General features: G+C 38.7%; 25 protein-coding genes and 1 other annotated feature. Of the genes, 1 reads left to right on the forward strand and 24 read right to left on the reverse strand.

Annotated elements, in window-relative coordinates:
- Positions 1–41: 41 nt before the first annotated feature.
- The 18 genes from A8L44_RS10840 to A8L44_RS10920 form a co-directional block, all read right to left on the reverse strand.
- A complete protein-coding gene (locus A8L44_RS10840; protein WP_066105525.1) occupies positions 42–908 on the reverse strand; it encodes a M50 family metallopeptidase in 867 nt (288 codons plus the stop codon).
- Positions 901–1,683, reverse strand: coding sequence for a M23 family metallopeptidase (locus A8L44_RS10845; RefSeq protein ID WP_066105529.1), 783 nt, complete (start codon positions 1,681–1,683; stop codon positions 901–903). Before A8L44_RS10845 ends, A8L44_RS10840 begins: the two co-directional genes overlap by 8 nt.
- Positions 1,684–1,803: 120 nt before the next feature.
- Entirely contained in the window at positions 1,804–2,607 is an 804-nt protein-coding gene (minD, locus tag A8L44_RS10850) for a septum site-determining protein MinD (protein ID WP_066105532.1), read from the reverse strand.
- Between the two features lie 2 nt (positions 2,608–2,609).
- Positions 2,610–3,293, reverse strand: a complete 684-nt coding sequence (minC, locus tag A8L44_RS10855; RefSeq protein WP_066105536.1) for a septum site-determining protein MinC — start codon at positions 3,291–3,293, stop codon at positions 2,610–2,612.
- 76 nt (positions 3,294–3,369) lie between these two features.
- Positions 3,370–3,885: a rod shape-determining protein MreD gene (gene mreD, locus A8L44_RS10860; RefSeq protein WP_066105539.1), complete on the reverse strand. Its 516-nt coding sequence runs from the start codon at positions 3,883–3,885 to the stop codon at positions 3,370–3,372.
- A complete protein-coding gene (gene mreC / locus A8L44_RS10865) occupies positions 3,882–4,754 on the reverse strand; it encodes a rod shape-determining protein MreC (RefSeq protein ID WP_066105543.1) in 873 nt (290 codons plus the stop codon). Before mreC ends, mreD begins: the two co-directional genes overlap by 4 nt.
- Before the next feature lie 55 nt (positions 4,755–4,809).
- A complete protein-coding gene (locus tag A8L44_RS10870; RefSeq protein WP_066105546.1) occupies positions 4,810–5,826 on the reverse strand; it encodes a rod shape-determining protein in 1,017 nt (338 codons plus the stop codon).
- A gap of 162 nt (positions 5,827–5,988) precedes the next feature.
- Positions 5,989–6,678: a RadC family protein gene (radC, locus tag A8L44_RS10875; protein ID WP_066105548.1), complete on the reverse strand. Its 690-nt coding sequence runs from the start codon at positions 6,676–6,678 to the stop codon at positions 5,989–5,991.
- Positions 6,679–6,715: 37 nt separating this feature from the next.
- On the reverse strand, positions 6,716–7,330 hold the full coding sequence (locus A8L44_RS10880) for a Maf family protein (protein ID WP_077248076.1): 615 nt from the start codon (positions 7,328–7,330) through the stop codon (positions 6,716–6,718).
- 114 nt (positions 7,331–7,444) lie between these two features.
- Positions 7,445–8,401 carry a hypothetical protein gene (locus A8L44_RS10885; protein WP_066105555.1) on the reverse strand — a complete coding sequence of 319 codons (957 nt, stop codon included), beginning with the start codon at positions 8,399–8,401 and terminating at the stop codon, positions 7,445–7,447.
- A 95-nt stretch (positions 8,402–8,496) separates the two neighbouring features.
- Complete coding sequence (locus A8L44_RS10890; RefSeq protein ID WP_077248077.1) at positions 8,497–8,967, reverse strand: type II secretion system protein; 471 nt, start codon at positions 8,965–8,967, stop codon at positions 8,497–8,499.
- Positions 8,968–9,061: 94 nt separating this feature from the next.
- Positions 9,062–9,562 (reverse strand): hypothetical protein, encoded by a 501-nt coding sequence (locus A8L44_RS10895; RefSeq protein WP_066105558.1) that lies wholly within the window; start codon positions 9,560–9,562, stop codon positions 9,062–9,064.
- 31 nt (positions 9,563–9,593) lie between these two features.
- The gene (locus A8L44_RS18555; RefSeq protein WP_077248078.1) at positions 9,594–10,100 is read right to left on the reverse strand and encodes a hypothetical protein; all 507 of its coding nucleotides are present in this window, start codon (positions 10,098–10,100) and stop codon (positions 9,594–9,596) included.
- A gap of 245 nt (positions 10,101–10,345) precedes the next feature.
- Positions 10,346–10,555, reverse strand: coding sequence for a hypothetical protein (locus A8L44_RS18565; protein ID WP_077248080.1), 210 nt, complete (start codon positions 10,553–10,555; stop codon positions 10,346–10,348).
- A 24-nt stretch (positions 10,556–10,579) separates the two neighbouring features.
- Positions 10,580–11,329, reverse strand: coding sequence for a prepilin peptidase (locus A8L44_RS10905; protein ID WP_066105695.1), 750 nt, complete (start codon positions 11,327–11,329; stop codon positions 10,580–10,582).
- A 608-nt stretch (positions 11,330–11,937) separates the two neighbouring features.
- Positions 11,938–13,656, reverse strand: coding sequence for a sensor domain-containing diguanylate cyclase (locus A8L44_RS19225; RefSeq protein ID WP_254654711.1), 1,719 nt, complete (start codon positions 13,654–13,656; stop codon positions 11,938–11,940).
- A gap of 138 nt (positions 13,657–13,794) precedes the next feature.
- Positions 13,795–15,105: a bifunctional folylpolyglutamate synthase/dihydrofolate synthase gene (locus tag A8L44_RS10915; protein WP_066105561.1), complete on the reverse strand. Its 1,311-nt coding sequence runs from the start codon at positions 15,103–15,105 to the stop codon at positions 13,795–13,797.
- Between the two features lie 97 nt (positions 15,106–15,202).
- Positions 15,203–17,854, reverse strand: a complete 2,652-nt coding sequence (locus tag A8L44_RS10920; protein WP_066105564.1) for a valine--tRNA ligase — start codon at positions 17,852–17,854, stop codon at positions 15,203–15,205.
- Positions 17,855–17,921: 67 nt separating this feature from the next.
- Positions 17,922–18,156, reverse strand: a binding site (T-box leader).
- A 221-nt stretch (positions 18,157–18,377) separates the two neighbouring features.
- Between A8L44_RS10920 and A8L44_RS10925 the strand changes: the two genes are divergently transcribed.
- Positions 18,378–18,569 (forward strand): hypothetical protein, encoded by a 192-nt coding sequence (locus A8L44_RS10925; protein WP_066105566.1) that lies wholly within the window; start codon positions 18,378–18,380, stop codon positions 18,567–18,569.
- A gap of 89 nt (positions 18,570–18,658) precedes the next feature.
- Here A8L44_RS10925 and ysxE read toward each other — a convergent pair whose 3' ends face one another.
- From ysxE to hemC, 6 genes are all read right to left on the reverse strand, one after another.
- Positions 18,659–19,681, reverse strand: a complete 1,023-nt coding sequence (gene ysxE / locus A8L44_RS10930) for a spore coat protein YsxE (RefSeq protein WP_066105569.1) — start codon at positions 19,679–19,681, stop codon at positions 18,659–18,661.
- 187 nt (positions 19,682–19,868) lie between these two features.
- Positions 19,869–21,338, reverse strand: a complete 1,470-nt coding sequence (locus A8L44_RS10935) for a LysM peptidoglycan-binding domain-containing protein (RefSeq protein ID WP_066105571.1) — start codon at positions 21,336–21,338, stop codon at positions 19,869–19,871.
- 271 nt (positions 21,339–21,609) lie between these two features.
- Positions 21,610–22,899, reverse strand: coding sequence for a glutamate-1-semialdehyde 2,1-aminomutase (gene hemL / locus A8L44_RS10940; protein WP_066105575.1), 1,290 nt, complete (start codon positions 22,897–22,899; stop codon positions 21,610–21,612).
- A 27-nt stretch (positions 22,900–22,926) separates the two neighbouring features.
- Complete coding sequence (gene hemB, locus A8L44_RS10945) at positions 22,927–23,916, reverse strand: porphobilinogen synthase (protein ID WP_066105578.1); 990 nt, start codon at positions 23,914–23,916, stop codon at positions 22,927–22,929.
- Positions 23,917–23,933: 17 nt separating this feature from the next.
- Complete coding sequence (locus A8L44_RS10950) at positions 23,934–24,713, reverse strand: uroporphyrinogen-III synthase (RefSeq protein ID WP_066105584.1); 780 nt, start codon at positions 24,711–24,713, stop codon at positions 23,934–23,936.
- Positions 24,714–25,646, reverse strand: coding sequence for a hydroxymethylbilane synthase (gene hemC / locus A8L44_RS10955; protein ID WP_066105588.1), 933 nt, complete (start codon positions 25,644–25,646; stop codon positions 24,714–24,716).
- Between the last annotated feature and the right edge of the window lie 3 nt (positions 25,647–25,649).

Consider the following 25,649-nt stretch of genomic DNA (forward strand, 5'->3'; position numbering starts at 1 on the left):
TTGGCTCATTAATCTTACTTTAACGAGTCAGGAGAGGAGCGTCAATAAGGATACAAAAGTTCTCCAATAGGCCGATATGCCAATTTTGATGTAAAACAGGCATGTAAAACCTCCGCTTCATCCAGCTTCCCTAATTCTTCATCCTTGTTTTTCACGATTATAATATGCTTATTGTCTCTACGGAAATCCTCAAGTATTTTATAAATCTTTATATCCTTTTCCGCTTCCAGCCGTGATATCGCTCTAATATCCTTATTATGTCCATAATGTCTTTCCATCAAAAAGCGTAAAAATACAAATTGACGGTGTTTCCACTCCTTCCATAAAGAAAAGATCAGAAAGCCAACAACCATCCACCAATTCATATTTAGCGGATTAACAGCGACCAATCCGATTAAAGCAAGAAACAGACTGACACCGGAAATGATAATAATTAGACGGTGCGCATGCAGGAAGGGCATCCGCTTGCTTAATAAAACAAACAACGCTTTTCCTCCATCCAGGGGCCAGATAGGGGCTAAATTTATAAATAAAACAATAAAATTATATAGAATTAAACTGGTATAGATATAATCTGATATAAAGCCAATTGTGTAAAAAAGATAAGTCAGCAGCAAAATCCAAACATGCTGCAAAGGACCGGATGCCAACACAATTAATTCCTCATGCCATGGCCGGTTTCCATGCTCATCTGTCTCCAGCTCTCCGCCAAAAGGCAAAAGTGTAACTGATTTTATCCTCCAGCCAAATAACTGCGCAGCAATAGCATGACCCAGCTCATGACATAATACGATTGCAAACATTAAAAGCAATTCAGTAAACCTGGCTGTCAACACACCAAGAGCAAGTAACAACCAGGTTAATGGATGAATGCGTATTTTCGTAAGCACAGGCCATATTTTATTCAAACGAGATCACCTCATTAGGATCAATAAACTTTCCATTGGCTTTCAATGCAAAGTAAAACTCCCCCTTGTCCGGCTCATCCGACGGCGATACTATTCCTACCTTCGTTCCTTTCTTAATTTGTTCATACAAATTGACGTTTATCTCCTGCAGGTGAGCGTACCATGATTCACTCTTATCCGGATGCTGGACAATAACTGTTTTTCCGTGTGTCTCCTTCTCACCTGCGTAGATAACGACCCCCTCTTTAATCGTGTCAACCGATGTATTATTGGATGTTTTGATTAAGACCCCCTGTCCATCCTTCACAAAGCTTTTCATAATGGTGCCTGTTGCCGGCGTGGCAAAACGATTATCAGCAGCATTATTATTTTTAGATTCATTCACCGATTCCTCAGGCAAAAAAGCAAATGGCTTTCCGACTGTATCCTCAAACCAGCTAGATACTGACGCAAATTGAAATTCCTTCTGATAGACTTGGTCAAGGGTAGTTTTCGCTGTCTGGGTCCATGGAGCAGAAGTTCGATAAATAATGGCCATGCACAAAACCAAACAAACAGAAGCAAGGATACGAAATAAGATCCAATCTTTGTTTATAATAGGCGGCTTTTTATGCTCACTCACCCCTTCTTCATATACGAAAACATTTTCAGAACCCCATTCTTTCTCATCTTCCATTTCCGGCCATGTCGGTCTTTCATTCCTCTTACTGGCATTCCGATTTTTTCTTCTCTCGGCAATGCGCTTACGAACTTCTGAGCTACTTTGGCTGCCCATCCTTTCACCTCTCTTATACAGCTCTTTTCTAAAAGATATGTATAGTCGGTCCAAGCTATGCCATGCAGACATACAAAAAAAGGACTTCTAATCAGTTTGATTAGAGGTCCTCACTTACTATTACTTAACACCAAATAATTTTTTTATCCGCTTAAACATTCCTGTTTTCTCATCTTCAAGTGGTTTTAGCGGAATGGATTCACCTAAAATACGTCTCGCAACGTCTCGATAGGCAACAGATGCTCGATTATTCGGGTCAAACACAATCGGCTCTCCCTGGTTTGAACCCTTAATTACGTCATCATCATCAACTACAATCCCAATCAAATCAATGGATAGATGAGTAGTAATTTCATCAATATCTAGCATATCGCCCATTTTTAGCATATGATTTCGAATACGGTTGATGACTAGTTTTGGAGATTCGACATTTGGTTCCTTCTCCAATAACCCGATAATCCGGTCCGCATCTCTGACTGCAGATGTTTCAGGTGTCGTTACAACAATTGCTTTATCAGCGCCAGCCACTGCATTTTTGTACCCTTGTTCGATACCGGCTGGACAATCAATAATGATATAATCAAAATCTTGTTTCAAAGTATCAATTAACTGCTTGACCTGTTTTGGATTTACGGAGGTTTTATCCGCTGTCTGTGCTGCAGGCATTAAATAAAGACGATCATCAAAACGCTTATCTTTCACAAGCGCCTGATGGATTTTGCATCTTCCTTCAATCACATCTACCAAATCGTAGATAATACGATTTTCAAGGCCCATTACTACATCCAGATTTCTCAAACCTATATCAGTATCGACCAAACAGACTCTTTTCCCCATTAACGCTAAGGCAGTTCCGACATTGGCAGTAGTAGTCGTTTTCCCTACTCCACCTTTACCGGATGTTATTACTATGGCCTCTCCCATGGCTATACGCCCTCCTCAAATAAGGATAAATTAGGTCTCACTTTACATAAAACTTGTAATCTATCAAAAATCATCTCACCAGATTGATCTAAATAAGCACATTCCATTTTGTGGTCATCCTGCTCATCATAATCAAAAGAGTTATATAAAACATCTCCAATAACGATTTGGGATGGCTTAAACACAGATGCAGACACGACACATTCTTTATTGCCGTGTATACCTGCCAGCGCCTTCCCCCGCAGTGTACCCATAATAAAGATATTACCGCCGGCTTTAACGGTCGCACCGGGATTTACATCTCCTATTAAGAGCATGTCACCCTTCACTTCCAAAACTTGACCCGAACGGACAATCCTCACGATTTTTGTCACAGCCACTTCTTCAGCCAATCTTTTGGCTTCTTCATGCAAAATAACATTAGATTCAACATTATTTACAACCATGTATCCCTTTTTTTCTACTAAATCGACCAAAGCTTTCGCTTGTTCGTCCGTTAAATAACGATTACCGGTATGTATGGTGACATGAATACTTGATGTTGTTTCAATCGTTGAATTATGAATAGACAATTTTTCATCCAAATCTCTTAAAGCTTCAGAAATAGATGAATGATCATCAATCACAATCGTTAAACCTTGTTTACTTCCTTTGATCATAACATGCTGAATATTCTTCTTTCCCATGACGTCGTGCTCACCTCAATGCAATTTAATTCGACATGAGCGCTGACAATTCCTTTTTTTATAGAATCAATACCGTTTAATTATCTTCTTCAACAGTCCATTTTTTAATCCACTTAGCAAATACATAAGCGAACAGGAGTAGGAAGATTAGATTCAGAATTAAGGTAGGCAGCAATCTCATACGTGCAAATTCAATGAACGTCAATGAAGTATAACCAATTAAGGTATTCACCTCATAGACGATAATTTCTAAAATAGATATAGCAAGCAAACATACAGTTGAGACTATCCCAAGATTAATTTGCAGTACTTTCATCAGTTGAGTTGAGAAGTACACCATTAACGGCAAAGTGAATAAATAAACACCCAATACTTCTGTATAGACGACATCATAGAAGATTCCCATAACAAAAGCATATATGATTGCCATGTTCCTTTTTCCGTACACCCCTAAAAACACTAGAAAGATAATAATAAACCTTGGCACCAAGATGTAGGGTGTTGTATATAATTTCGCCGAAAATATTTCAACAAAAATCCCTTCAGATATAAAAACAAGGACAGCTAAAAGGAAGATTTTAAACCTTATCACAGGTCATCCCCCTCAGTGCTATCTGTATCTACAGTAGTCATTGTACGTTTTACAATCATTACGTTATTCAAATCATAGAAATTAGCTGCCGGCTTAACCAAAGCTGTTTGGGTTAATCCGTATTGATCGATAACGACCTCCTTAACCGTACCTATGACTAAACCTTCTGGGAACACCCCTCCAAGCCCGGATGTTGTCACATTCTCACCTTTTTTAATTTTAGCATCATAATGGAGACCTGTTAATAGCAAGGCTTGCTTATCTTCGTCATATCCTTGGATAAATCCATATGATTTTTCTTTACTTTGCACCATTGCTGAAATACGGTTTTGCGGATCAAGAGCCGTCATTAATTGTACTGTAGAGGTAAATTGAGAAACACTTTTGACCTTTCCAATCAATCCCTCAGCAGTAATTACAGCCATATTTTTCTCAATCCCATTTACACTGCCCTTCGAGACCGTCAATGTTTCATGCCATCTCTCCGGACCTCTGCCAATGACAGTTGCATGAGAAACTGTATGATCACTTAAATCTTCTTTTTTCTTAAGTATATTGCTTAATTCCTCATTTTCTTTTTTCAAATCATATATCTCTGTTTCCAACTTCACATATTCTTCCAGGCGTGATTTAAGATTCTTATTTTCTTCATATGTATTCCTTAAATCTGAAAGATTCTCAAAAAAGCCCGCTACAGCAGAAGCGGGCTTATGGAAAATTGTTTGAACAAAGCCGGCCGAGTCCTTCATAAACTGTTCAGGCCAGCTCAATTCATCCCTTTCCCGAAGTGAGAACCCAATCAAAGCCACCAGAAAGATGATGCTAATCAGCAAGATAATCAATTTTTTGTTTAAGAAAAATTGTGGCATATCCTTGCTCCTCTATCATTATTATCCTCTTTCAGGATTTTTGCGTTCTATTATATTATCTTGAATCTTTTACTTTTGATTTGAACAAATGAATATGATCAAGCGCCTTACCAGTACCAATTGCTACACAATCCAATGGATTTTCAGCAATTAGAACAGGCATTTTTGTTTCTTCACTGATCACTTTATCCAGGTTGCGTAATAATGCGCCACCACCTGTTAGAACGATTCCGCGATCCATGATATCAGCAGCAAGCTCAGGCGGAGTTTTTTCAAGCGTATTTTTAACCGCATCTACAATCGCATACACTGTGTCATGAAGAGCTTTTGCAATTTCATCAGCAGTGATTTCAATTGTTTTTGGTAAGCCTGTTAATAAGTCACGGCCGCGAATCTCCATGTTTTCAATATCTTCAGGATCACCAGCTGAACCGATTTCAAGCTTAATAGCTTCAGAAGTTCGATCACCAATCATCAGATTGTAGTTTTTACGGATATAGTTAATAATCGCTTCATCCATTTCGTCTCCTGCGATACGAATAGATTGGCTAGTCACAATACCGCCCAAAGAAATAATCGCGACTTCAGTTGTACCGCCACCGATATCTACAACCATGCTGCCTGTTGGTTCCCAAACAGGTAAGTTTGCTCCAATAGCAGCTGCAAACGGTTCTTCAATTGTATAAGCATCACGTGCCCCGGCTTGTCTAGTTGCGTCAACAACAGCTCTCTCTTCAACGGCTGTAATTCCGGATGGAACACATACCATTACATATGGCTTACGTGCAAATAAACCTTGGTTTTTTAACGCTTGTTTCATATAATATTTCATCATGGTTGCAGTCGTATCATAATCAGCAATAACGCCATCTTTCATAGGGCGCAAAGCCACAACATTACCAGGTGTACGGCCGATCATATTTTTCGCATCATTACCGACAGCAACAATGGATTTTGTATCTGTTTGAAATGCAACAACGGAAGGCTCACGTACTACAATGCCTTTTCCTTTAACATAAACAAGTGTATTGGCGGTTCCTAAATCAATTCCTAAATCTCTATTTCCAAGCATCTTTTAATATCTCCCTTTCTGAAACATATTCCATATTAGGTACGAGTTTTTTTATTTTCTTTTTCATATCATAAAGTTAAGTTCTTCAGTAATGTAATGAAAAATAAATTCTTTAAAAAGCATACGTAATATTATAGCTCATCCTCATGTGAATTCCTAGTATTATAAATATCCTTTTTCTTTAAGACTTACATATTTTTTCTCTCCGATAACCAAATGGTCTAAAAGTTCTATTCCCATAATTTTCCCACATTCAGCTAGACGTTTGGTTACTTCTATATCTTCTCGACTTGGAGTGGGGTCTCCTGAAGGATGGTTATGCAAGCATATTATAGATGCTGCTGATCTGCGGAGAGCTTCTTTGAAGACTTCACGGGGATGGACAATTGAGGCGTTTAAACTGCCGATAAAGATTGTTTGTTTATGGAGTATTTGGTTTTTCGTATTTAAATATATACATACAAAATGTTCCTGTGATAAAAAACGCATATCATTCATACAATAATTGGCACAGTCCTCTGGCGAACGAATCACGTACCTCTCTTCATTCGTCAAATTGCTGATTCTTCTTCCTAATTCCATAGCTGCAGAAAGCTGCACAGCTTTTGCTTCCCCAATACCTTTAATGCTAGTCATTTCTTCAATACTTGCCTCTTTCAAAAGACGCAGCCCGCCAAACTTAGCCAAAAGTTGGTTAGCCAGATTCATCACTGAATCTTCCTTTGTTCCAGTCCTTAAAAGAAGTGCCAGTAACTCTTGGTTTGACAGACTTTCCGGTCCAAATTGGATAAACCGTTCTCTTGGGCGATCATCCTTTGGATAGTCTCTTATCATGATTTGCGTTGTATCCATCCATATTCTCCATTCCATTGACGGAGTGAGGCTGTTCTTAAGGATGTACTAACTTTTCAAGTTCCCTCTTAAGTCTGGAAACCGGGAGCCCTACAACTGAGAAGTAGTCACCTTCGATTCTCTTCACCAGCAAGGAACCAAATCGCTGTATCCCGTAGGATCCCGCTTTGTCAAACGGTTCTCCGGTCAATACATATTGTTCAATTTCTTCTTTTTTTAATGGCCAAAATTCTACATCTGTTTTTTCATAAAACAAGATAGAATCTTGCCCTCTTAATAAGGCAACTCCTGTATAAACCTGGTGTACATTACCGGATAAACGATTCAGCATGGAAATTGCTTCATCTTTATTTTTCGGCTTACCAAGGATGTCACCATCCATTACTACAATCGTATCTGCGCCTATCACAACGGAATCACGGTTAGTTTCAGCGATAACAGTTGATTTTATGCGTGCTAATTCCATCACTATTTCGTGAGGATCCATTCCATCCTGATAGGTTTCGTCTGCATAACTTACTTTCACCTGAAATGGTGTGTTCAGCATTTCAAGCAATTCTTTTCTCCTTGGGGAAGAAGAAGCCAAGATTAAATCCAATCCTTTTCGCCACCTGCCATAAGAATTTATATAGATAGGGAGATACATATTCATCCTAACAGAATACGACACCATTCTCAATTCTTAAAGCAAAATAAAAAAGAGTACCCCGAAATGTGAAGTACCCTTTTAAACACAAATTGTATTTTTTATTTCCCGGAAAATACATTATAATCTATACCATTCATCAAAAAATTGCAGTATACATTTTTGAAGCTGCATTAAGGATGCTTCTTCTGGTTTAGATTGATAGGTAGACCAAGTTTTATTCATACTTTCACTTAAATTATGGAGATTTTGTAATTCTTTCGGAATATTCTCTAAATTAATAGACTTTATATCTGGCTTTTCTTTCGTTTCACTTTGTAATAGGCCCTCTGAAGCCAATTGTGTGTATTGACCGGTGTTGTGTATCATATTATGGATGACCTCTGTTTCTTTTGGTGTATAAGCTTTTTTTGTTTGGCCCTGAAAACGAATTTCCTTCCAATACGTATCGACACCTTCTCCTCTATATAAAAGTGCCAATTTCTTTGTATCCTGCAATGTAGCCGCTGCTCCTATATAAATAAAATATTTATCCTCCTGTTTAAGAATGATAGCAGGAATTCCATCCCCTTCAATAAGAGAGGCACGTTGTTCTGCTGCCTGTTTACTCGAGTAGACGCCGCCCTGAACGACAAAAGCATTCATATCCTTGACCATTTGCTTCTCTTCCTGAGGCGCTTGTTTATTGGAACCAAGCAAAGGAACAGAGTCCGGTACTTTAACAGTTTCCTCTCCGCCGCCGAATAGGACAATTTTTAAAATTACAACTCCAAATAATGTCCCGATTATAAGTGCTACCAATACAGGAATTCCTGCTGCAAGAACCGGTAATTTATTCATTTTTACATGGTCAAGAAAAGCCGTTTTTTGTGTCGGCTTTGTTTTTGCCTCGTTTTTTTTAACAGGTTTTTCTTCGGGTGCTGCCCAAAGAGACGGTTCTTGTTCATCCTCAACCGTGCTGGCAATTTCTTGGATCGTATCCAAAGTATCTGGATCTTCACTTGGAATCCATTTGTATTCCTTTTTTTCGCCATTTATGTTTACGATGATTGTTCGTTCCCGGGTTGGCTTATCCATTCCTTTGCCTCCGCGTTTTTTGTTCATCTTATCATTCTGTAAAAAAAAAAGAACAAGACTCTTGTCGTCTTGTCCAAAAAGGTTTCGCCAAATTTCTAGGATTCTCTATCCTCAACATTCTCTTCACGTATTTGATCAAGAGGCAACGGCAAATAACCTTCACCTTGCTTTTCACCGCATAATTTACGTTTCATTCCAATTAAACAGATGGATACCGCTTTCCCATCCTTAAATAGTACATAGGAATCTGTATGATTTAATCCCCATTTATCTCCTGTATCCGGACCAATGATGACATCCAAAAAACCTGAGGTAACAAGTTCGTTATATGTTACTGGATTTACTAACGGTTCTTTATTGAATTCTTTATTCTTATAATAAACCGTACTGGCATTACGCATGATATAGGCCTTAGAGACGAAGGCCTGCTTTCTCGCCTTTTGTATGACATCACCAATCACCAGGACAGCCATTGAAGCTATAATACCCAATATGACAATAACCGCCAATAACTCAATTAAGGTAGCTCCATTTTCATTAGACTTCCTATTTATATTCCTTATCATTTAACTCACAACCTGAATGCTTCTATTAAACTACTCATCATCTTTTTTTGAATCCTCATATACATCCGGTGCAATGCTTAATGGATTATCTTTATTAGCTGGAGGAGGCACCTCTATATCCGGCAATTGGTTTTGCAAATCTAATCGCATTCGTTATGATTTCAGTTGATGATAAATCCTTTAGATAATAGGCCGCTTCTTCTGCTTTATCAAACCGTACTTCGAGTTTAATAGCACCATTTTCCGCATAAGAAAAGGTTTCAATAAATCCTCGTTCCGACAAAAATCCAATCAAATGTTTTAAAAGAAGTACAGTTTTAACAGGGTATTGGTTTGCCCATTTAACCTTTTCTGTTAATTGAGCAACAGAATTGCTATTCTCCTGAGATACAACCTTCTGCTGTTCCACTTCAATCATTTGAGCAGTCATTTCATATTCTTGTTCTAATGCATTCAACTGGCTTTGATTGCTCTGATATTGCCAAAAGTAAAGGATTCCGCAGAGAATACCGAGAAACACTGCAGATAAGATAATCAGGAGTACACCACGGTTTTTGCGCTCTTTTTTTGGCAGCAAGTTAATTTCTACAAGCATCATCTCACTCCTTTAAGAGCCAATCCCCCGGCTAAAAAAAGGACTCCGGCAATTCAGGTTCCTTATTGGTTTGTATATATCCCTTTGGAATACTCACCACAGTTTGATCATATCTATTTTTTATGTCAGTGATCACTTCAGTTAGATAAGGATGATCACCGGTTATGATTATTTTAGTGACCTGATGCTGCTCATGGCTTAAGGAATATTGATAAAAGCTTAGCACCCGATCAATTTCTGTATAAGTATCCTCCAACAATTGCATATAATCTTCTTTGTCACTGGAATATTCCATGATTTGCTGATCTTCATTTATACGCAATAGTTCCCATTCACTACTTTGCCCTGTAATAGGGATATTTTTCATAAAGATCGGCTTATCATTTACAAAAACACTTGTGTTGACGGTATGCAAATTAAATTCAATCAGTAAGAGATGGTCTTTCGAATCTCTTTTTCCTGCATGAAAAAACAGCCTGTACAGCGACAAAGGCGAAATATCTGCTTCTATAGGATAAAGCTGAGATTTTTCAAGCAAAGTGGCGTACTCCGATACCACCTCTTCTTCAGCAGCGAATAACAGAATTTCCTTTTTTCCTCCGTCTCTTCCAACAGAACCACATCAAAAATGGGTTCCTCAAATGGAAGATGTATACTCGTTCCCATTTCCAAATATAAGTAGCCCTTGATTTCATCATCTTTAATATCCTTTGGAATGGCAACCTTACGAATGACCAAACGGGAGTCTGGTACTAAAAACCGCACCTGACGTTTCTGTATTTTTCATTTAACAACACAATCACCTAAAATATCCTTTAGAAGGTCAAAATCAGTAATAATGCCGTCCTTTATAACACCGGCAGGTAAAAAATGCTCACCGCATTTATGAACAATCGGTGGGTCCAGCTGTTTAAGTTCTACATAACGAATCACATGGTCTTTTAATACCAGGTTCACAACCCGATTGCTGCCTGAAAATAAAGTAAAAGCCATTATAACTTCTCCCTTCCAAATCAATCACAAAAATTGTAAATACCAGTCTAGCAAGAACTCCCCAAAAAAGTAGGCCACCAGTGTACCAACGACGATGAACGGTCCAAATGGAATCGGCTTCCGCCGCTTCACAAGACCGATTAACATCCCAATGACTCCAAAGACAGCTCCAAAAAAGGTGGAGAATATAAAGGCGAGAATAACTCCCTTTACTCCCATCACAAATCCAATTAAACCGAATAATTTAATATCTCCGCCACCCATGCCGCCTTTGCTGATTACAGCGATAAAAAATGGGATTCCAAACCCGACAATAGCACCAGCTATACCGTCCCACCATGGGTCCAAAGGAATAAATACCCGAATAAACAAAAAAACAACTGTAAAAAACAGCAGAATTTTGTTCGGTATAAGCATGTACGTAATATCCGATATAAAAATAATGATTAGCAGGGAAATAAGTGCCCATGCCACAAACAATTCAGCAGTCCAGCCCAGCAGCATCGGAGCTGCCATAAATAGAATAGCCGTTGTCAGTTCCATCATCGGATAAATAGGTGAAATGCCCGCCTTACACTTACGGCACTTCCCCCCTTGAAACAAGTAAGACAATACAGGGATAAGCTCTATCGGTGTCAATGTATGGCCGCAGGCCGGACAAGCCGACCTCGGAGCCACAATCGATTCCTTCGCTGGAATCCTCAAACCTACCACATTATAAAATGAACCAAAGATGAGACCGGTGAGGAAGATTAAGAGATAGAGAGTAAACATTACAATCATGTAATATTTTCCATCTAATTCTTCTCGAAGTGCTACAAATTTTTTCATTGGCATTGACGTATATTCATATTGGGTATCCCCTAAAAGATCCTCAAGCTTTGTCGGGTAATAATTTTTATTATCGTAAATCTCCAAAACTCTTATTTTTGGAGTGCTTTCCGCTCCATGTGTTACGTTAGGAGCCTGCAATACCGTTGGAAATAAAATAATAATAGCAATTGCTAGTTTTAGCCGTCTTTTCATATACCCACCCCTCTACCCTGTATTTTAAATAGAATCTATTCTTCACTCATACAAATTACCTATATTATCACTTATTATACATTCTTTACCATTATATTGTATATTTTTCAATAAATTATCTGCTCTATTTATAAATATTAATCTTATAGGATATTGTTGATTTACAGAGATAGGTAGATTTAACCTCATCTTTTTATCAAAATAGTAATAAATCCTTGAATTACTTCGATTTCTCTTTCAAAACTTTTATCAGCTGTTCCATATATGAAACTCACTTCCAAACAAGTAGCTTTAGTCTATTTCTCTTGAACAAAAAAGACGTATTCCTCCTCTCTAGTAGTCGGAATACGTCTCTTTTATTTAATATATTGCGCCACTTTGTTACGTCCGGCGCGTTTTGCTCCTGTATACATAGCCCGGTCTGCATGACGGATTAATGAGTGAGGATCATCCGCATCAATTGGAGCGGTTGAAACTCCAATTGATGCAGTTACTCTTACATGAACCCTCCTGCTTTCACTACCTAAATCAGATACTAATTCATACGGCTTTGTTCCAATTTTTCTGACGTACCAGTTCGGCAAATTTATAGCCTTCCTCCACTCCTGCACCAGGGAGGACAAGCACAAATTCTTCACCGCCATATCTGGCTGCAATCCCTTTAAATTGTACGAAGACAAACGTTCTGCTACCTGGCATAAAACTTCGTTCCCACCCAAATGTCCGTAAGAGTCATTTATTGACTTAAAGTGATCCAAGTCTATTAAGATAAGAGTTAATGTATCCAGCTTTCTTCCCCTTATCAGGATAAATTGTTCTTTTAAGTAATCTTCCAGAAAATAGTTGTTATATAGATTTGTTAAAGAGCAGCGTTCACTTTTGGCTTTTGTTTCTTCATAATGCTTCGCATTTTCAATAGCTGAAGCCAGATATGTAGAAAGAATATCTGCAATCGTTATCTGACTGTTTTCAAAAAAGTTTCTTTTCGAAGATATATGAAGGACAATCCCTTCCATTTGCTCTGCATTTAAAACCGGAACAATCAAGACGCTTTCTGCCCAATCAGGAATACCATGGTTTTCGTATTTCTTCAGGGAGGCAGAGCTCTGAATCAGCAATGTTTTTTTTGATTTCCATACTTCTCCTAACAAGCTGTCTGTTGCCGAGATTAAATTCAAATGGGGCATACCAGTCTCATTTTTACTTTCATAACGAACCATACGAAGGCGATTATTGGCTTTGCTATCCACACTAAGAATATAGGTTTCGTCCACTGGGAAAATCCTTGAAATTTCACCCAAAAATAAATCCAGTACTTGCTTGACTTCTAATCTTTCTGTCAATCTGTGACCAATTTGGCTCGCTTTTTGCAAATCTTCATTCATATGGTCAGCCCGATAATACAGTCTCATCACAAGAGCCAAACTCACAAGCGGTACGCCAACAATAATAATGGCTACCACCCCCAGCTCCTGATAGGTTGAATACAATAATAAACCGATTGGAAAGATGATAATACTGGATACGATATCCGCAACCTGATCTTTTGCAACAAACTCTACTTTTGCCTTATATACAAACACATCTATGAGTAAAGCACAAATAAAATTAGATAAGAACCAGACAATTTGGTGGATTACAATTAATGAAAATACACTTATATCCGATAAGTCCAAATTAGAATGCTGACCGCCAAGCAAATAATAGATTAATCCGCTTGTTAATGAATTAATAAAAAACATTAAAGAATTCATCGGAATGCGGAAAAGCTCATCCTTGCTTATTTTTATTCTATAGAGCAATGTTATTACTCCGATTTGCGAAAGGATTATTTCAACAAATAATCCGTACTCAAGGAATAGAGCCAAGGATACACCCTGAAGGAGAAAAATTGGCAATCCATTTATCATAATAGGGTAATACGTAATAATACAAAGCAGTAATAGGAACAGAAGAATATCAATCGAAAAAAAGCTTCCTAAAATAGGATACTCCGTATATGAAATATATAAACTTGCAGGGACGATCAATAACCAAAGTATCCAAATAATGAAGCGTTTTTGTTTTGTAACCATTACCGCCCCTCCGTTCAGGAATTTCATCCATCTTATGTCAAATTTTATCAAAAATTCCGACATCTGTCACACAAGTATTTACAAAAACAGGTCTTATGGAGGATTGTCATGAACATCATTACTTTTACATGAATTTAGTTATGACTTTCGAATAATTTCATTGACGATATATGGACGAATAGACGCCAAAAAATATAAAGAGCCTGTGACCAATAGCATATCTCTGTCTTTCATTTTGGCTAATATCTCATTTATTCCTTCTACCCAATCTTTTTTTACATCCTTATGAGGGTGTCGGCTATGTTTAAAAAGCTCCTCTGCCTCATTCATTCGTTCTAATGGAATCTCCGTAAAAGTTATACTTGCTGCCTTTTGTTCAATCATCTGAATCATCTTTGTATAATCCTTGTCCTTTAAGGCCGCAAACAAAATATGTATATCACAATTTGGGTAACGATCATCAATCGTTGAAAGCAGAGAGTTTATACCTGACACATTATGTGCGCCGTCCAGGATGATTAGCGGCTGGTTCGACACAATCTCAAAACGCCCTTTCCATCTGGCAGATGCCAGTCCTTTTCTGATACTTTCTTCCCGAATCGAAAAGCGATACGTTTCACTAAGTAATATTGAACTGATGACAGCAAGCGCTGCATTCTCAACTTGATGGCTTCCAAGCATGCTAATATGTAAATTCTCCAGTAAGTATTCTCGCCATTTAACCGTGAAAACTTCCTGATTTTCAGGGTGAGAGCGGTTTAAAATCTTAAATTCTTTTCCTAGCGTATATAAAGCAGCATTCATTTTCTCTGCCTGTTTTGTTAGGGGCTCTAATGCTTCCTCATCTTTTACACCTGTAACAACTGATGTTCCATTCTTGATAATACCTGCTTTCTCTGTTGCAATTTCACCCAAAGAATTTCCGAGAATGTTGGTATGCTCTAAAGAGATGCTGGTAACGATCTCCAAAAGCGGTTCAATTACATTAGTGGAATCAAGTCTCCCCCCAAGTCCGGTTTCAATAATAAGAATATCCGGTTGCTCATTTTTAAAGTGCAGAAAAGCTAATATAGTCGTTACTTCAAAAGCAGTTAGATAATCCCCTTTTTGCTCTGATTCATTTATTACAGGGAGGAGGTAATTTAATAATTCAACTAGCTTATTGTCCGAAATCATTTCCTCATCAATCATAATTTGTTCGTTCAGCTTTTCAAGATAGGGAGATGTAAAGGTACCTACCCGGTAGCCCTCTGCCACCAAAATATGTTTTAAAAATGTAAGCGTAGAACCTTTGCCATTTGAGCCTGCTATATGTATACAAGGAATGCTGCGCTCCGGATTTCCCAATTTACGTAAGACTCTTTCCATTCTTTCCAGGCCAAAATCCATCCCAAGTTTTGCTGTACGGTCTGCAAGAAATTTCTCTGCCTGTTGATAATCCTGTATCATTTTTTTCACTCCTCAACCATTGCGCTATGTATTAGTATGTCATGATTGAACAAAAACACCCTGTTCAAATGCTTCGAACAGGGCGCAATAAAATGTCTTAAGCCAATTCTTCTAAATCCTTCAGGCGGCTTTGTACAGCCTCACGTTTTTCAACATAGTCTGCCAGCTTCGCTTTTTCTTCTTCAATCACCTTTTCAGGCGCTTTTTTCATGAAGCCTTCATTGGATAGCTTTTTCTCAATTCTTTCTACTTCTTTTTTCCATTTTTCAAGTTCTTTTTGAAGACGTTTTTGTTCCTCTTCAATATTTAATAGACCTTGCAATGGAAGAATTAATTCAACACCCGTTACGATAGCTGTCATCGCTTTATCATCAGCAGGGATGTCTGTACCAATTGTTAATTCCTCTGGATTACAGAAGCGCTCGATATAGCTGCTGTTTTTCTCAAGAACAGCTTGTGTTTCTGCATCTTTCGCCTTCAAAGAAAGCTTGATTTTTTTGCTGAGCGGCGTGTTCACTTCTGCGCGAATATTACGTACTGTACGAATGATTTCGACAAGCAATTTCATTTCATCAGAAGCTTTTTCATCCGTTAAGTCCGGATTTACAACAGGCCAAGATGCTGTTGTGATGGACTCCCCTTGGTGAGGAAGGTTCTGCCAAATTTCTTCAGTGATGAATGGCATAAATGGATGTAACAATCGCATCGTTTGATCCAATACGTACGCAAGGATAGAACGTGTTGTAAGTTTAGCTTCCTCGTCTTCTCCATATAGAGGGAGCTTCGCCATTTCAATATACCAATCACAGAAATCATCCCAAATGAAGTTGTATAATGCACGGCCAACTTCACCGAATTCATATTTATCTGCCAGTCTTGTTACAGTTTCAATCGTTTCGTTTAGACGAGTTAAAATCCATTTATCCGCAACTGATTTTTCGCCTGTTAAATCAATCTCTTCATATTTCAGCCCATTCATATTCATCAAGCAGAAACGGGATGCATTCCAAATTTTATTGGCAAAGTTCCAAACAGATTCTACTTTTTCATAGCTGAAACGTAAATCCTGACCTGGTGAGCTTCCAGTTGTTAAGAAATATCTTAATGAATCCGCACCATATTTCTCAATAACCTCCATTGGATCTACACCATTGCCAAGAGATTTACTCATTTTCTTGCCATGCTCATCACGTACAAGTCCATGAATCAATACATCTTTGAATGGACGCTCTCCAGTGAATTCAAGTCCCTGGAAGATCATTCTTGATACCCAGAAGAAAATAATATCGTATCCAGTCACAAGAGCTGCTGTTGGATAATAACGTTTAAAGTCTTCTGAATCTGTATCAGGCCAGCCCATTGTGGAAAACGGCCATAACGCAGAACTGAACCATGTATCCAATACATCTGTATCCTGCGTCCAGTTTTCGATATCTGCAGGATCTTCCATTCCTACATATACCTCGCCTGTTTCCTTATGGTACCAAGCCGGAATGCGGTGACCCCACCAAAGCTGTCTGGAGATACACCAGTCATGGATATTATCCATCCAATTCAAATATGTTTTCTCAAAGCGTTCCGGTACGAATTCTACTTTACCTTCAGTGGATTGCATTTCAATTGCACGCTCTGCCAATGGTCCCATTTTAACAAACCATTGTGTAGATAAATAAGGCTCTACAACAGATCCGCTTCTTTCAGAGTGTCCAACCTGATGGATATGCTCTTCAATTTTGAACAACACTCCCTGATCCTGAAGATCTTTCACAATTTGCTTACGGCAATCGAAACGGTCCATACCTTCATATTTGCCAGCCTTCGCGTTCATCGTTCCGTCTTCATTCATAACTAGAATGCGTTCAAGATTATGACGATTACCTACCTCGAAGTCATTAGGATCATGTGCTGGTGTAATTTTTACAACGCCGGAACCAAAATCCATCTCTACATAATCATCGCCAACAATCGGAATTTCTCTTCCTACGATTGGCAGGATAACCGTTTTTCCAATCAGGTGCTTATAACGGTCATCTTCCGGGTGAACTGCAACTGCTGTATCGCCAAGCATTGTTTCCGGACGAGTTGTCGCAACTTCAATATGCCCGCTGCCATCTGCAAGTGGGTAGCGCATATGATAAAAAGCACCCTTAACCTCTTTATGAATTACTTCAATATCAGAGATCGCTGTTTTTGTACTTGGATCCCAGTTAATAATATATTCACCGCGGTAAATAAGGCCTTTTTCATAAAGTTTTACAAACACTTCACGAACAGCTTTTGAAAGTCCCTCATCTAAAGTAAAGCGTTCACGAGAATAATCAAGGCCCAATCCAATTTTTGCCCATTGCTCACGGATATGGGATGCGTATTCCTCTTTCCATTTCCATGTTTCTTCAACAAATTTCTCACGTCCCAAATCATAACGTGAAACACCTTGATTGCGCAGTTTTTCTTCTACCTTCGCTTGAGTTGCGATTCCCGCATGGTCCATACCTGGCAGCCATAATACGTCATAACCCTGCATTCTCTTCATTCTTGTCAAAATATCCTGAAGCGCAGTATCCCATGCATGACCTAAATGCAGTTTACCCGTTACGTTTGGAGGAGGAATTACAATCGTATAAGGTTCTTTTTGTTTATCCTGTCCCGCTTCAAAGAATTTACCCTTTAACCACCAATCATAGCGTCCTTTTTCGATTGATTGAGGATCGTATTTGGTTGGCATACCAATATCCGTTTGTTGCTCCATTTTTCATTCTCCTTTACTTTCATAATTGGTGAAAAACGCAATAAAAAAACCGCTTCATCCTCTATATAAAAAGGACGAAACGGTATGTCTCGCGGTACCACCTTTGTTCCAATACAAATAACTGTTATATCGGCACTTCATTTCGTTAACGGCTCTTCACCGGTTATCCGCTACTATTGACGTTCACGGAAACAGCTCCCGGGCGACCTTCTGCGATTACGGTTACTGAAGGAATCTTACAGCCGATGGATTCCTCTCTCTTACAGTCTTAATCACATACTCTTCCCATTCAAAGCTTTTCATTGTTATTTTGGTTTCTCATAATCGGAAATCATTTTTTAATACTGTTATCATACATAAGTATGCATCTACTCGTCAATCATTGTTTCCCATTTTTCTATATTTTATTCAAGCCTATGTCCAAGGTGTCATCGTCAATTCTCAGTCTTAGACGCTTTAAATATTACTGTACAGACACCCATTCAGGGGTAATTTTATATTCTATCATAAAGGGGGAATTTACATGCGAAAAAAGGTAACTCAATACAATATGCCTCCGTGGATTCGAAATACAAGAAATGTCTTACAGCAATTCTCCATTCCCTTTGCCGTTTTTCAAGGAATCCGGACATTCTTTTTTCCGACCACTTTTGATTTATTTCTGCTATTATTACTGATTGGTCTTGCTTTAGCCTTCCACTTTGATATTCTGTAATCTTTTATAACTATTCATTTAGACCAGGTAGGTTTGCCTGGTTTTTGTTTGATACAGCCTATCATTTTATTATGTTGATGCCATATCTTTTATTTCTCTTCCTTCGCCTTTTTGCTTTCTTCTATTTGTTCCATCCTCATAATAATATATTCAATGTTTTTTAATAACCAATACTGCCTTTGGAATCTTCGGCAAAATTGTATTTCATCCTGTTTACCTTTTTTTCTGGAGTATTGTTCTACTACCTTGATACAATTAGCCGGATAGGCTAAATAGGATAAGAATAAACGCAGCTCACCCTCCTTGTAGGGAAAATACTTCAGATAAAGATAGATCCACTCAACTATTTCTTCACCCTGGATTGGATAAGTTTTTAACTGCTTAACGACAAAAGGCAATAAGTCGAAATAGGCAGGTGCGGTTTTACTCTGTTCAAAATTGATAAAATGGCCATAACCATTTTCACTATATAAGAAATGATGAATTGAGATATTTCCATGGGTCACCACACTGCGTACTTTTTCTTCTTCCTTTGTTAGGTCAAACCACTCCTTCAGTTTATTTAAGGAATACGTCAGAGCCTGAGACAAGTCATAAAAGCACATACTAAACAACTGCTCAAACGGAGACATATACCACTTCTTTTCGATGGTTGTTACCATTTCACGAATAAATTCCTTTTGCTCCTCCCACTCCTTGACTGTTTTTTCATAATGCTCTTCCCGTTCCTCTTTCGTAATGTTAATTTCCTTGCCAGATAGCGTATGCATTCTTGCCAGTTCCCTGAACATCTGCTGGTGTCGTTCTGCCCGTTCCTCTATATGTTCATCCGGTAGCCAAGGCATAAGGTAACTGATTTTGTCATGAGTTAATACTCCATATCTGCCATCAACTGTTGGAAAAATCGGAACAATTCGGTTATATCCATTTTGATATAGGTTCTGCACATTTTTGATAAAATCAATGCCTTTGGTTGCCATGATGGTTTTAATCGCAAATATACCATTGTTCGTATATACTTTTTTTACTTTTCCAAAATCCTCGTAAAATTCAAGTTCCAATTGATAGTTTCTTAGAAACTCAGATATCCACTCCTGATCTTTTCTTAACATTCCTCTGGCACCCTTTCTGCATGTGCCCTTTTTGGAAACCAATGAAATCTATTTCAGCTGCCCTATCATAAGTCATTATTTTTTTAATGAGCTATGCAGCCATGTTTCTCACAGTTAAATTGCATTGTACTATTCCTATTAAAAAAGCAGAGCATATAATGCTGTGCTCTGCTGTTAACTAGACCTATTATTTATAAGAAGCAGCAGCTTCAGGAATATAAATTACCTGACCAGCTTTTAGATCGGATGTTAATTCCAACCCGTTTATTCTCGCGATATGCTGAACGCTCGTTTTATATCGATCTGCCAGAACATCAATATTTTCTCCATTTTGGACAATACAGACTCTTACTTTTGATTGTTGTGATTCTTCCTCCTCTGTAAATAAATCGTATAACAAAGATTTAGACTTACCTTCAGTTTGATCTTCGTTCTCCTTCCCATTCTTTCTTTTAGAATCAGACGATTGATACTTTTTCTCTACATACTGATTGGATGTTTGTTCTTTTTTCTGTTGACGTATGCGAGAAACATTTGTTTCCGGTTCTACTGCAGCTTTATTCAAATCTGGTGCTACATTCGCTTGAGATTGGTGCGGCTGTACTCTGTCATATTCAGGACTTTCCTCTTTTTCATATTCTGAACTTTCCTCTTTTCCATACTCGGCAGTAAAAGGAACGACTTCCATTAATTCCGGAGGACCCTCATCAAATCTATTATCATATGGAATGGAAAAAGATTGGTTTTCATCTTTTTGCTTTTGTCTGTCAACTAATTGGTCCGGTTCAAAAGCAAAAGGGCTATAGTCCTTGTCTGTATGATCTGACTCATCATTCGGCTGTGTTTCTTCATAATCGGCTGGTTGATGCAGTCGGGGTGACAATTTAGTTTCAACATAAAAATGGTCATCCTGGTTATGATTACTCTCTATATAAGAAGTTGGGTTCTTGAGATAAATCTCAGGCGAATCTGCCAAATCCTCCTGCTCCTGATCCTCATCCTCAGAATTTTCCCGATATAAATGCACCTCTATCTGTTCTTCCTCTTGCTCATTATGGACTTCTGCCTGAATAGTAATCTCCTCTGCTGACTCCTCAAAATCTTCGTTGATTTTATTCCATGTATGAGTATGATGCTCTTCCTGAAATCGCCCGGATGTTCCATTTTGATAGTTTGAAGTCTCTTCCCGTTCCTCTGTCTCTGTCACTTGCGTCTGCTCTTCAGGCAAATTATCGTAAACTCCACCAATCCATAAATCTGCTCTAATTTGCAGATATCCCTTTTCTGGAAGCTTATAATCAAAGGTATGCACACCTATATTAAGCTCATCCATTTCCCGAACTCTTTCTGCAGGAATCGTTATATCTACAGGAAATTGCTGATGGAATTCAAATAAATGATGCTCCCTTTGTTCGATTACAGAAACATAGCGCCGAAACGGATCTTCTGCTCCTTCTTCCTGTCCTGTTGCCTCAGTGGCCTTATATTCCCCCATTAAATCCAGAGTCCCTTTAAGAATCACATACTGTTCTACTTGATGAGCTGAAACATTTGGTTCAAGCGAAATGGAATACAGTTCCTCAACTTCCTGTCCCCTTTGAAACCACACACTCTCTTCTAATGAAAATCGTAATGACGATGCATGATCCTCAGACACCCAATTTCCTCCCTTCAGCCCTTTTCATCTAAATGCCATTATCAGCCTATGCTGCAGATACAGAAAATATGTGCTTTGTTAAACGTATGTCTGGAGAATAAAAAAATTCCCCCGAGAGCATACTCGGGGGAATCTACTAATCACTTTATCTCATTCAAACTGGAGCATGGACTCTCGCCTAAAACAAAGGTAAGCAGCAGTAAGAAGTCGATTAGTTCAACTAATGCTCCGTGTGGAATGAAAGTAATTCCTCAACGGACATTGTTTCACTTTATCGTTTAATTGCTTTAAACGCTTTTTGGGCAGCCTGTATAGTCTTTTGAATATCTTCATTACTATGTTCAACTGAAAGAAAGATTCCTTCAAATTGAGAAGGCGGCAAGAATACACCATTTTCCGCCATTTCTTTATAATAATTCGCAAAAAATTGAAGATCTGATTGTTTTGCAGACTCGTAATCTTTAACCTGTTCATTAGTAAAGAAGAAGCCAATCATAGACCCTGCTCGATTACATGTTAAAGGTACTTGGTAGGTTTCAGCTGCTTCCTTAAACCCTGCCTCTAAGAGATCTGCTTTTTTAGTAAACTCTTTATACGTATCCTCATTAAGCTGGATTAACGTTTCATAACCGGCTGTCATCGCAATCGGATTTCCTGATAATGTACCGGCTTGATAGATGGAACCGCTTGGCGCAATTTGGCTCATGATCTCTTTTTTACCGCCGAATGCTCCTACTGGAAGTCCTCCGCCAATTACTTTTCCTAGACAAGTTAAATCTGGAGTAACATCGAAATGACCTTGCGCACATTGATAATCAACACGGAAACCGGTCATAACTTCGTCAAAGACTAATAAAGAACCGTGATTTTCAGTAATTTCTCTTAATCCCTGCAAGAAGCCTGGCAGTGGAGGGACTACTCCCATATTTCCCGCAACTGGCTCTACAATTACAGCTGCTATATCTTCGCCATATTGGTCAAAAGCAAGTTTTACACTCTCAAGATCATTGTATGGAACTGTAATGGTATTTCGCGCAACGCCCTCTGGAACACCAGGGCTATCTGGTAAACCAAGTGTAGCAACGCCTGAGCCAGCTTTGATAAGCAATGAATCTCCATGTCCGTGATAACATCCTTCAAATTTAAGAATCTTATCCCGTCCTGTATATCCTCGTGCCAGACGAAGTGCGCTCATGGTTGCTTCTGTACCGGAGGAAACCATCCGTATCATTTCAATTGATGGGACACGATCAATTACAAGCTGTGCCAATTTATTTTCCATTAAAGTTGGAGCACCAAAGCTTGTACCAGTTTCAGCAACCTTTTTAATCGCCTCTACTACCCGGTCATTTGCATGGCCAAGAATCAGCGGTCCCCAGGAAAGAACATAATCAATATATTCATTGCCATCAATATCATAGATTTTTGAACCCTTTCCTCTTTCCATAAAAATCGGATCCATATTTACAGATTTAAAAGCACGGACAGGGCTGTTTACGCCGCCCGGCAATAAATTGATGGATTCCTGGAATGCTTTCTTAGAATTTTCATATGAACGCATATGTTGCAATCTCCTTTATATATGGAATTAATTTGATTCTTTTAACCATTTTGCTGCATCTTTTGCAAAGTAAGTAATGATTAAATCTACACCGGCACGTTTCATACCAGTTAGCATTTCCATCACAATAGCTTTTTCGTCAATCCAGCCATTTGCACCTGCTGCTTTAACCATGGAATACTCTCCACTTACATTATAAGCTACAAGAGGCAGATTTACCGTATTCTTCACATCGCGAATGATATCAAGGAAAGCAAGAGCTGGCTTCACAATGATGAAATCCGCTCCTTCCTGAACGTCTGATTCAGCTTCACGCAGGGCTTCAATCCGATTGGCATAATCCATTTGATAGGACTTTCTATCACCAAATTGGGGTGCTCCGTTTGCTGCTTCACGGAATGGACCATAAAATGCGGATGCATATTTAACGGCATAGGACATGATTGGAATGTGCTGATACCCTGATTCATCAAGACCCTGGCGAATCGCAGCCACAAATCCATCCATCATATTGGAAGGAGCAATAATATCCGCTCCTGCTTCCGCCTGGCTGACAGCTGTTTTAACCAAAAGCTCCAGACTTTCATCGTTTAAGATTTCATCATTTTCAACCATACCGCAGTGACCGTGGCTTGTATATTCACATAAACATGTATCAGCTACAACAAGAATTTCAGGATAGTTTTCTTTTACAAAACGAATCCCTTTTTGGACAATCCCATGTGTATGAAAAGCACCTGTCCCACATTCATCCTTATTTTCCTGATCCGGTACTCCAAAGAGAATGACAGATTTGATACCAAGTGAAGCCACTTCATCCATTTCCTCTTTCAAACGATCCATGGAAAATTGATAGATTCCTGGCATAGAAGTAACCGGGTTCTTTTCATTTGTACCTTCCGTAATAAAAATCGGATAAATAAAGTCTTCTACATGTAAATGTGTTTCACGCACAAGCGCTCTCATAGATTCATTTCTTCTTAATCTTCTGTGTCGATTAAATTCAATATTGGCCATTTTAAGGTCCTCCTCCATTACGAATAATACTGCCTTAATTCTTTCATCATTTCATCAACGGTATATTGCTCTGGACATAATGTGACAGCCACGCCCAGCTCTTCGACTCTTTTCCTCGTGACCGGTCCGATTGCAACTGTCACTTTATCTATTAAACAGTCAAATAAATGATATTTTTTCACGGTCTTCATAAAATGATTTACTGTCGAAGGACTCGTAAATAATAGAATATCTATCTTTTTATTTGTGAGTACATCCACCAAGGCTTGTTCACTATCTTCTGGCATACGGTTGCTATAAATAACGGACTCCTCTGTATGTATACCTGCAGCTATCAGTCCATTAAATAGATAATTCCTCGCCAAATCACCCTTTATAATGAGGACAGATTCGCTCATATCCACTACCTCCAAAAAGGCAGGTAAAAAAGATTCAGCTACATATTTCGGTGGTATAAAAGTAGGCTGCAGACCATGTTCCTGCAAGGCTGCTTTCGTTTTTTTACCAATGGCTGCTATTTTAGGATAGATTCCTTCAAATTCCATTTCGTTCAGCATCTCACAAAATAGATCAACACCCGGCTTGCTTGTAAAAACGATCCAATCAAAGGATTCCAGCCTGCTCAGCTTTTCTTTTACTGATTCAAGCCTATCTGCATCAACCTTTTGGAACGAAAGAAGAGGCACCTTAATTGGTACCCCTCCATGCTCAGCAATCATGGTACACAATTGTTCGGCCTGCGCTTCTTCTCTTGTTACCAATACGCCTTTACCCGAAAGAAACAAGGAATGCTTCATTTAGCTTTCCATCTCCTCTTTAACCTTTTCAATTAAAGTCTTTGCTCCACGTTCGATTAGGCGATTGGCAGCTGTTATACCTAAGCTTTCAGGATCATCTCCTGAAATTTGTTCACGATAAATGGTACGCCCATCAGGCGTTCCGACGAGCGCCTGGAATTGTAAGGTCCCTTTCTCGTCTTTATATGCAAAACCTGCAATTGGAACCTGACAGCCACCCTCCATTTTATTGAGGAAGACACGCTCCGCTGTAACAGCTTCTTTTGTATCCTGACAAGTTAATTTAGCTAATTCCTGCAACAGCTCATGATCGTCTGCTCTGCATTCAATTGCCAGCGCCCCTTGGCCAACTGCAGGTATGCAAGTATCTTCATCAAGGAAATCACTGACAACATCCTTTTTCCAGCCTAATCTCGAAAGACCTGCTGCCGCCAATACGATTGCATCATATTCTTCATCTTTTAATTTTTGAATACGTGTATCCACATTCCCTCTAATCCACTTGATTGTTAAATCCGGACGTTTTGCCAACAATTGAGCACTTCTTCTTAAGCTGCTTGTACCGACAATCGCACCTTCCGGAAGTTCTGCAAGCGTTAGATTATTTTTTGAAATCAACACATCACGATGATCCTCACGCTCTGGAATACAGCCAATCGTTAACCCTTCTGGAAGCTCTGCCGGCATGTCTTTCATGCTATGAATGGCCATATCAATTTCTCCATCAAGCATGGCTTGTTCAATTTCTTTTACAAAAAGACCCTTTCCTCCGACCTTGGAGAGAGTTACGTCTAAAATCCTGTCACCCTTTGTCACAATCTCTTTCAATTCAAATTCAAACGGTAATCCCAGATTTTTCAGCTGGTCAATAACCCAATTAGATTGTGTCAATGCTAATTTACTTCTACGTGAACCGATAATGATTTTTCTCATGAT

The organism is Bacillus sp. FJAT-27986 (genome assembly GCF_001685035.1).
Taxonomy (GTDB): Bacteria; Bacillota; Bacilli; order Bacillales; family Pradoshiaceae; genus Pradoshia.

What these genes read in the sequence shown, in the direction of transcription:
- A8L44_RS10845 (WP_066105529.1), bottom strand. Translation starts at nt 1,683, where the DNA reads ATGGGCAGCCAAAGTAGCTCAGAAGTTCGTAAGCGCATTGCCGAGAGA.
- minD (WP_066105532.1), bottom strand. Translation starts at nt 2,607, where the DNA reads ATGGGAGAGGCCATAGTAATAACATCCGGTAAAGGTGGAGTAGGGAAA.
- minC (WP_066105536.1), bottom strand. Translation starts at nt 3,293, where the DNA reads ATGGGAAAGAAGAATATTCAGCATGTTATGATCAAAGGAAGTAAACAA.
- mreC (WP_066105543.1), bottom strand. Translation starts at nt 4,754, where the DNA reads ATGCCACAATTTTTCTTAAACAAAAAATTGATTATCTTGCTGATTAGC.
- A8L44_RS10870 (WP_066105546.1), bottom strand. Translation starts at nt 5,826, where the DNA reads ATGCTTGGAAATAGAGATTTAGGAATTGATTTAGGAACCGCCAATACA.
- radC (WP_066105548.1), bottom strand. Translation starts at nt 6,678, where the DNA reads ATGGATACAACGCAAATCATGATAAGAGACTATCCAAAGGATGATCGC.
- A8L44_RS10880 (WP_077248076.1), bottom strand. Translation starts at nt 7,330, where the DNA reads ATGAATATGTATCTCCCTATCTATATAAATTCTTATGGCAGGTGGCGA.
- A8L44_RS10885 (WP_066105555.1), bottom strand. Translation starts at nt 8,401, where the DNA reads ATGGATAAGCCAACCCGGGAACGAACAATCATCGTAAACATAAATGGC.
- A8L44_RS10890 (WP_077248077.1), bottom strand. Translation starts at nt 8,967, where the DNA reads ATGATAAGGAATATAAATAGGAAGTCTAATGAAAATGGAGCTACCTTA.
- A8L44_RS10895 (WP_066105558.1), bottom strand. Translation starts at nt 9,562, where the DNA reads ATGCTTGTAGAAATTAACTTGCTGCCAAAAAAAGAGCGCAAAAACCGT.
- A8L44_RS18565 (WP_077248080.1), bottom strand. Translation starts at nt 10,555, where the DNA reads ATGGCTTTTACTTTATTTTCAGGCAGCAATCGGGTTGTGAACCTGGTA.
- A8L44_RS10905 (WP_066105695.1), bottom strand. Translation starts at nt 11,329, where the DNA reads ATGTTTACTCTCTATCTCTTAATCTTCCTCACCGGTCTCATCTTTGGT.
- A8L44_RS19225 (WP_254654711.1), bottom strand. Translation starts at nt 13,656, where the DNA reads ATGGTTACAAAACAAAAACGCTTCATTATTTGGATACTTTGGTTATTG.
- A8L44_RS10915 (WP_066105561.1), bottom strand. Translation starts at nt 15,105, where the DNA reads ATGATACAGGATTATCAACAGGCAGAGAAATTTCTTGCAGACCGTACA.
- A8L44_RS10920 (WP_066105564.1), bottom strand. Translation starts at nt 17,854, where the DNA reads ATGGAGCAACAAACGGATATTGGTATGCCAACCAAATACGATCCTCAA.
- A8L44_RS10925 (WP_066105566.1), top strand. Translation starts at nt 18,378, where the DNA reads ATGCGAAAAAAGGTAACTCAATACAATATGCCTCCGTGGATTCGAAAT.
- ysxE (WP_066105569.1), bottom strand. Translation starts at nt 19,681, where the DNA reads ATGTTAAGAAAAGATCAGGAGTGGATATCTGAGTTTCTAAGAAACTAT.
- hemL (WP_066105575.1), bottom strand. Translation starts at nt 22,899, where the DNA reads ATGCGTTCATATGAAAATTCTAAGAAAGCATTCCAGGAATCCATCAAT.
- hemB (WP_066105578.1), bottom strand. Translation starts at nt 23,916, where the DNA reads ATGGCCAATATTGAATTTAATCGACACAGAAGATTAAGAAGAAATGAA.
- A8L44_RS10950 (WP_066105584.1), bottom strand. Translation starts at nt 24,713, where the DNA reads ATGAAGCATTCCTTGTTTCTTTCGGGTAAAGGCGTATTGGTAACAAGA.
- hemC (WP_066105588.1), bottom strand. Translation starts at nt 25,646, where the DNA reads ATGAGAAAAATCATTATCGGTTCACGTAGAAGTAAATTAGCATTGACA.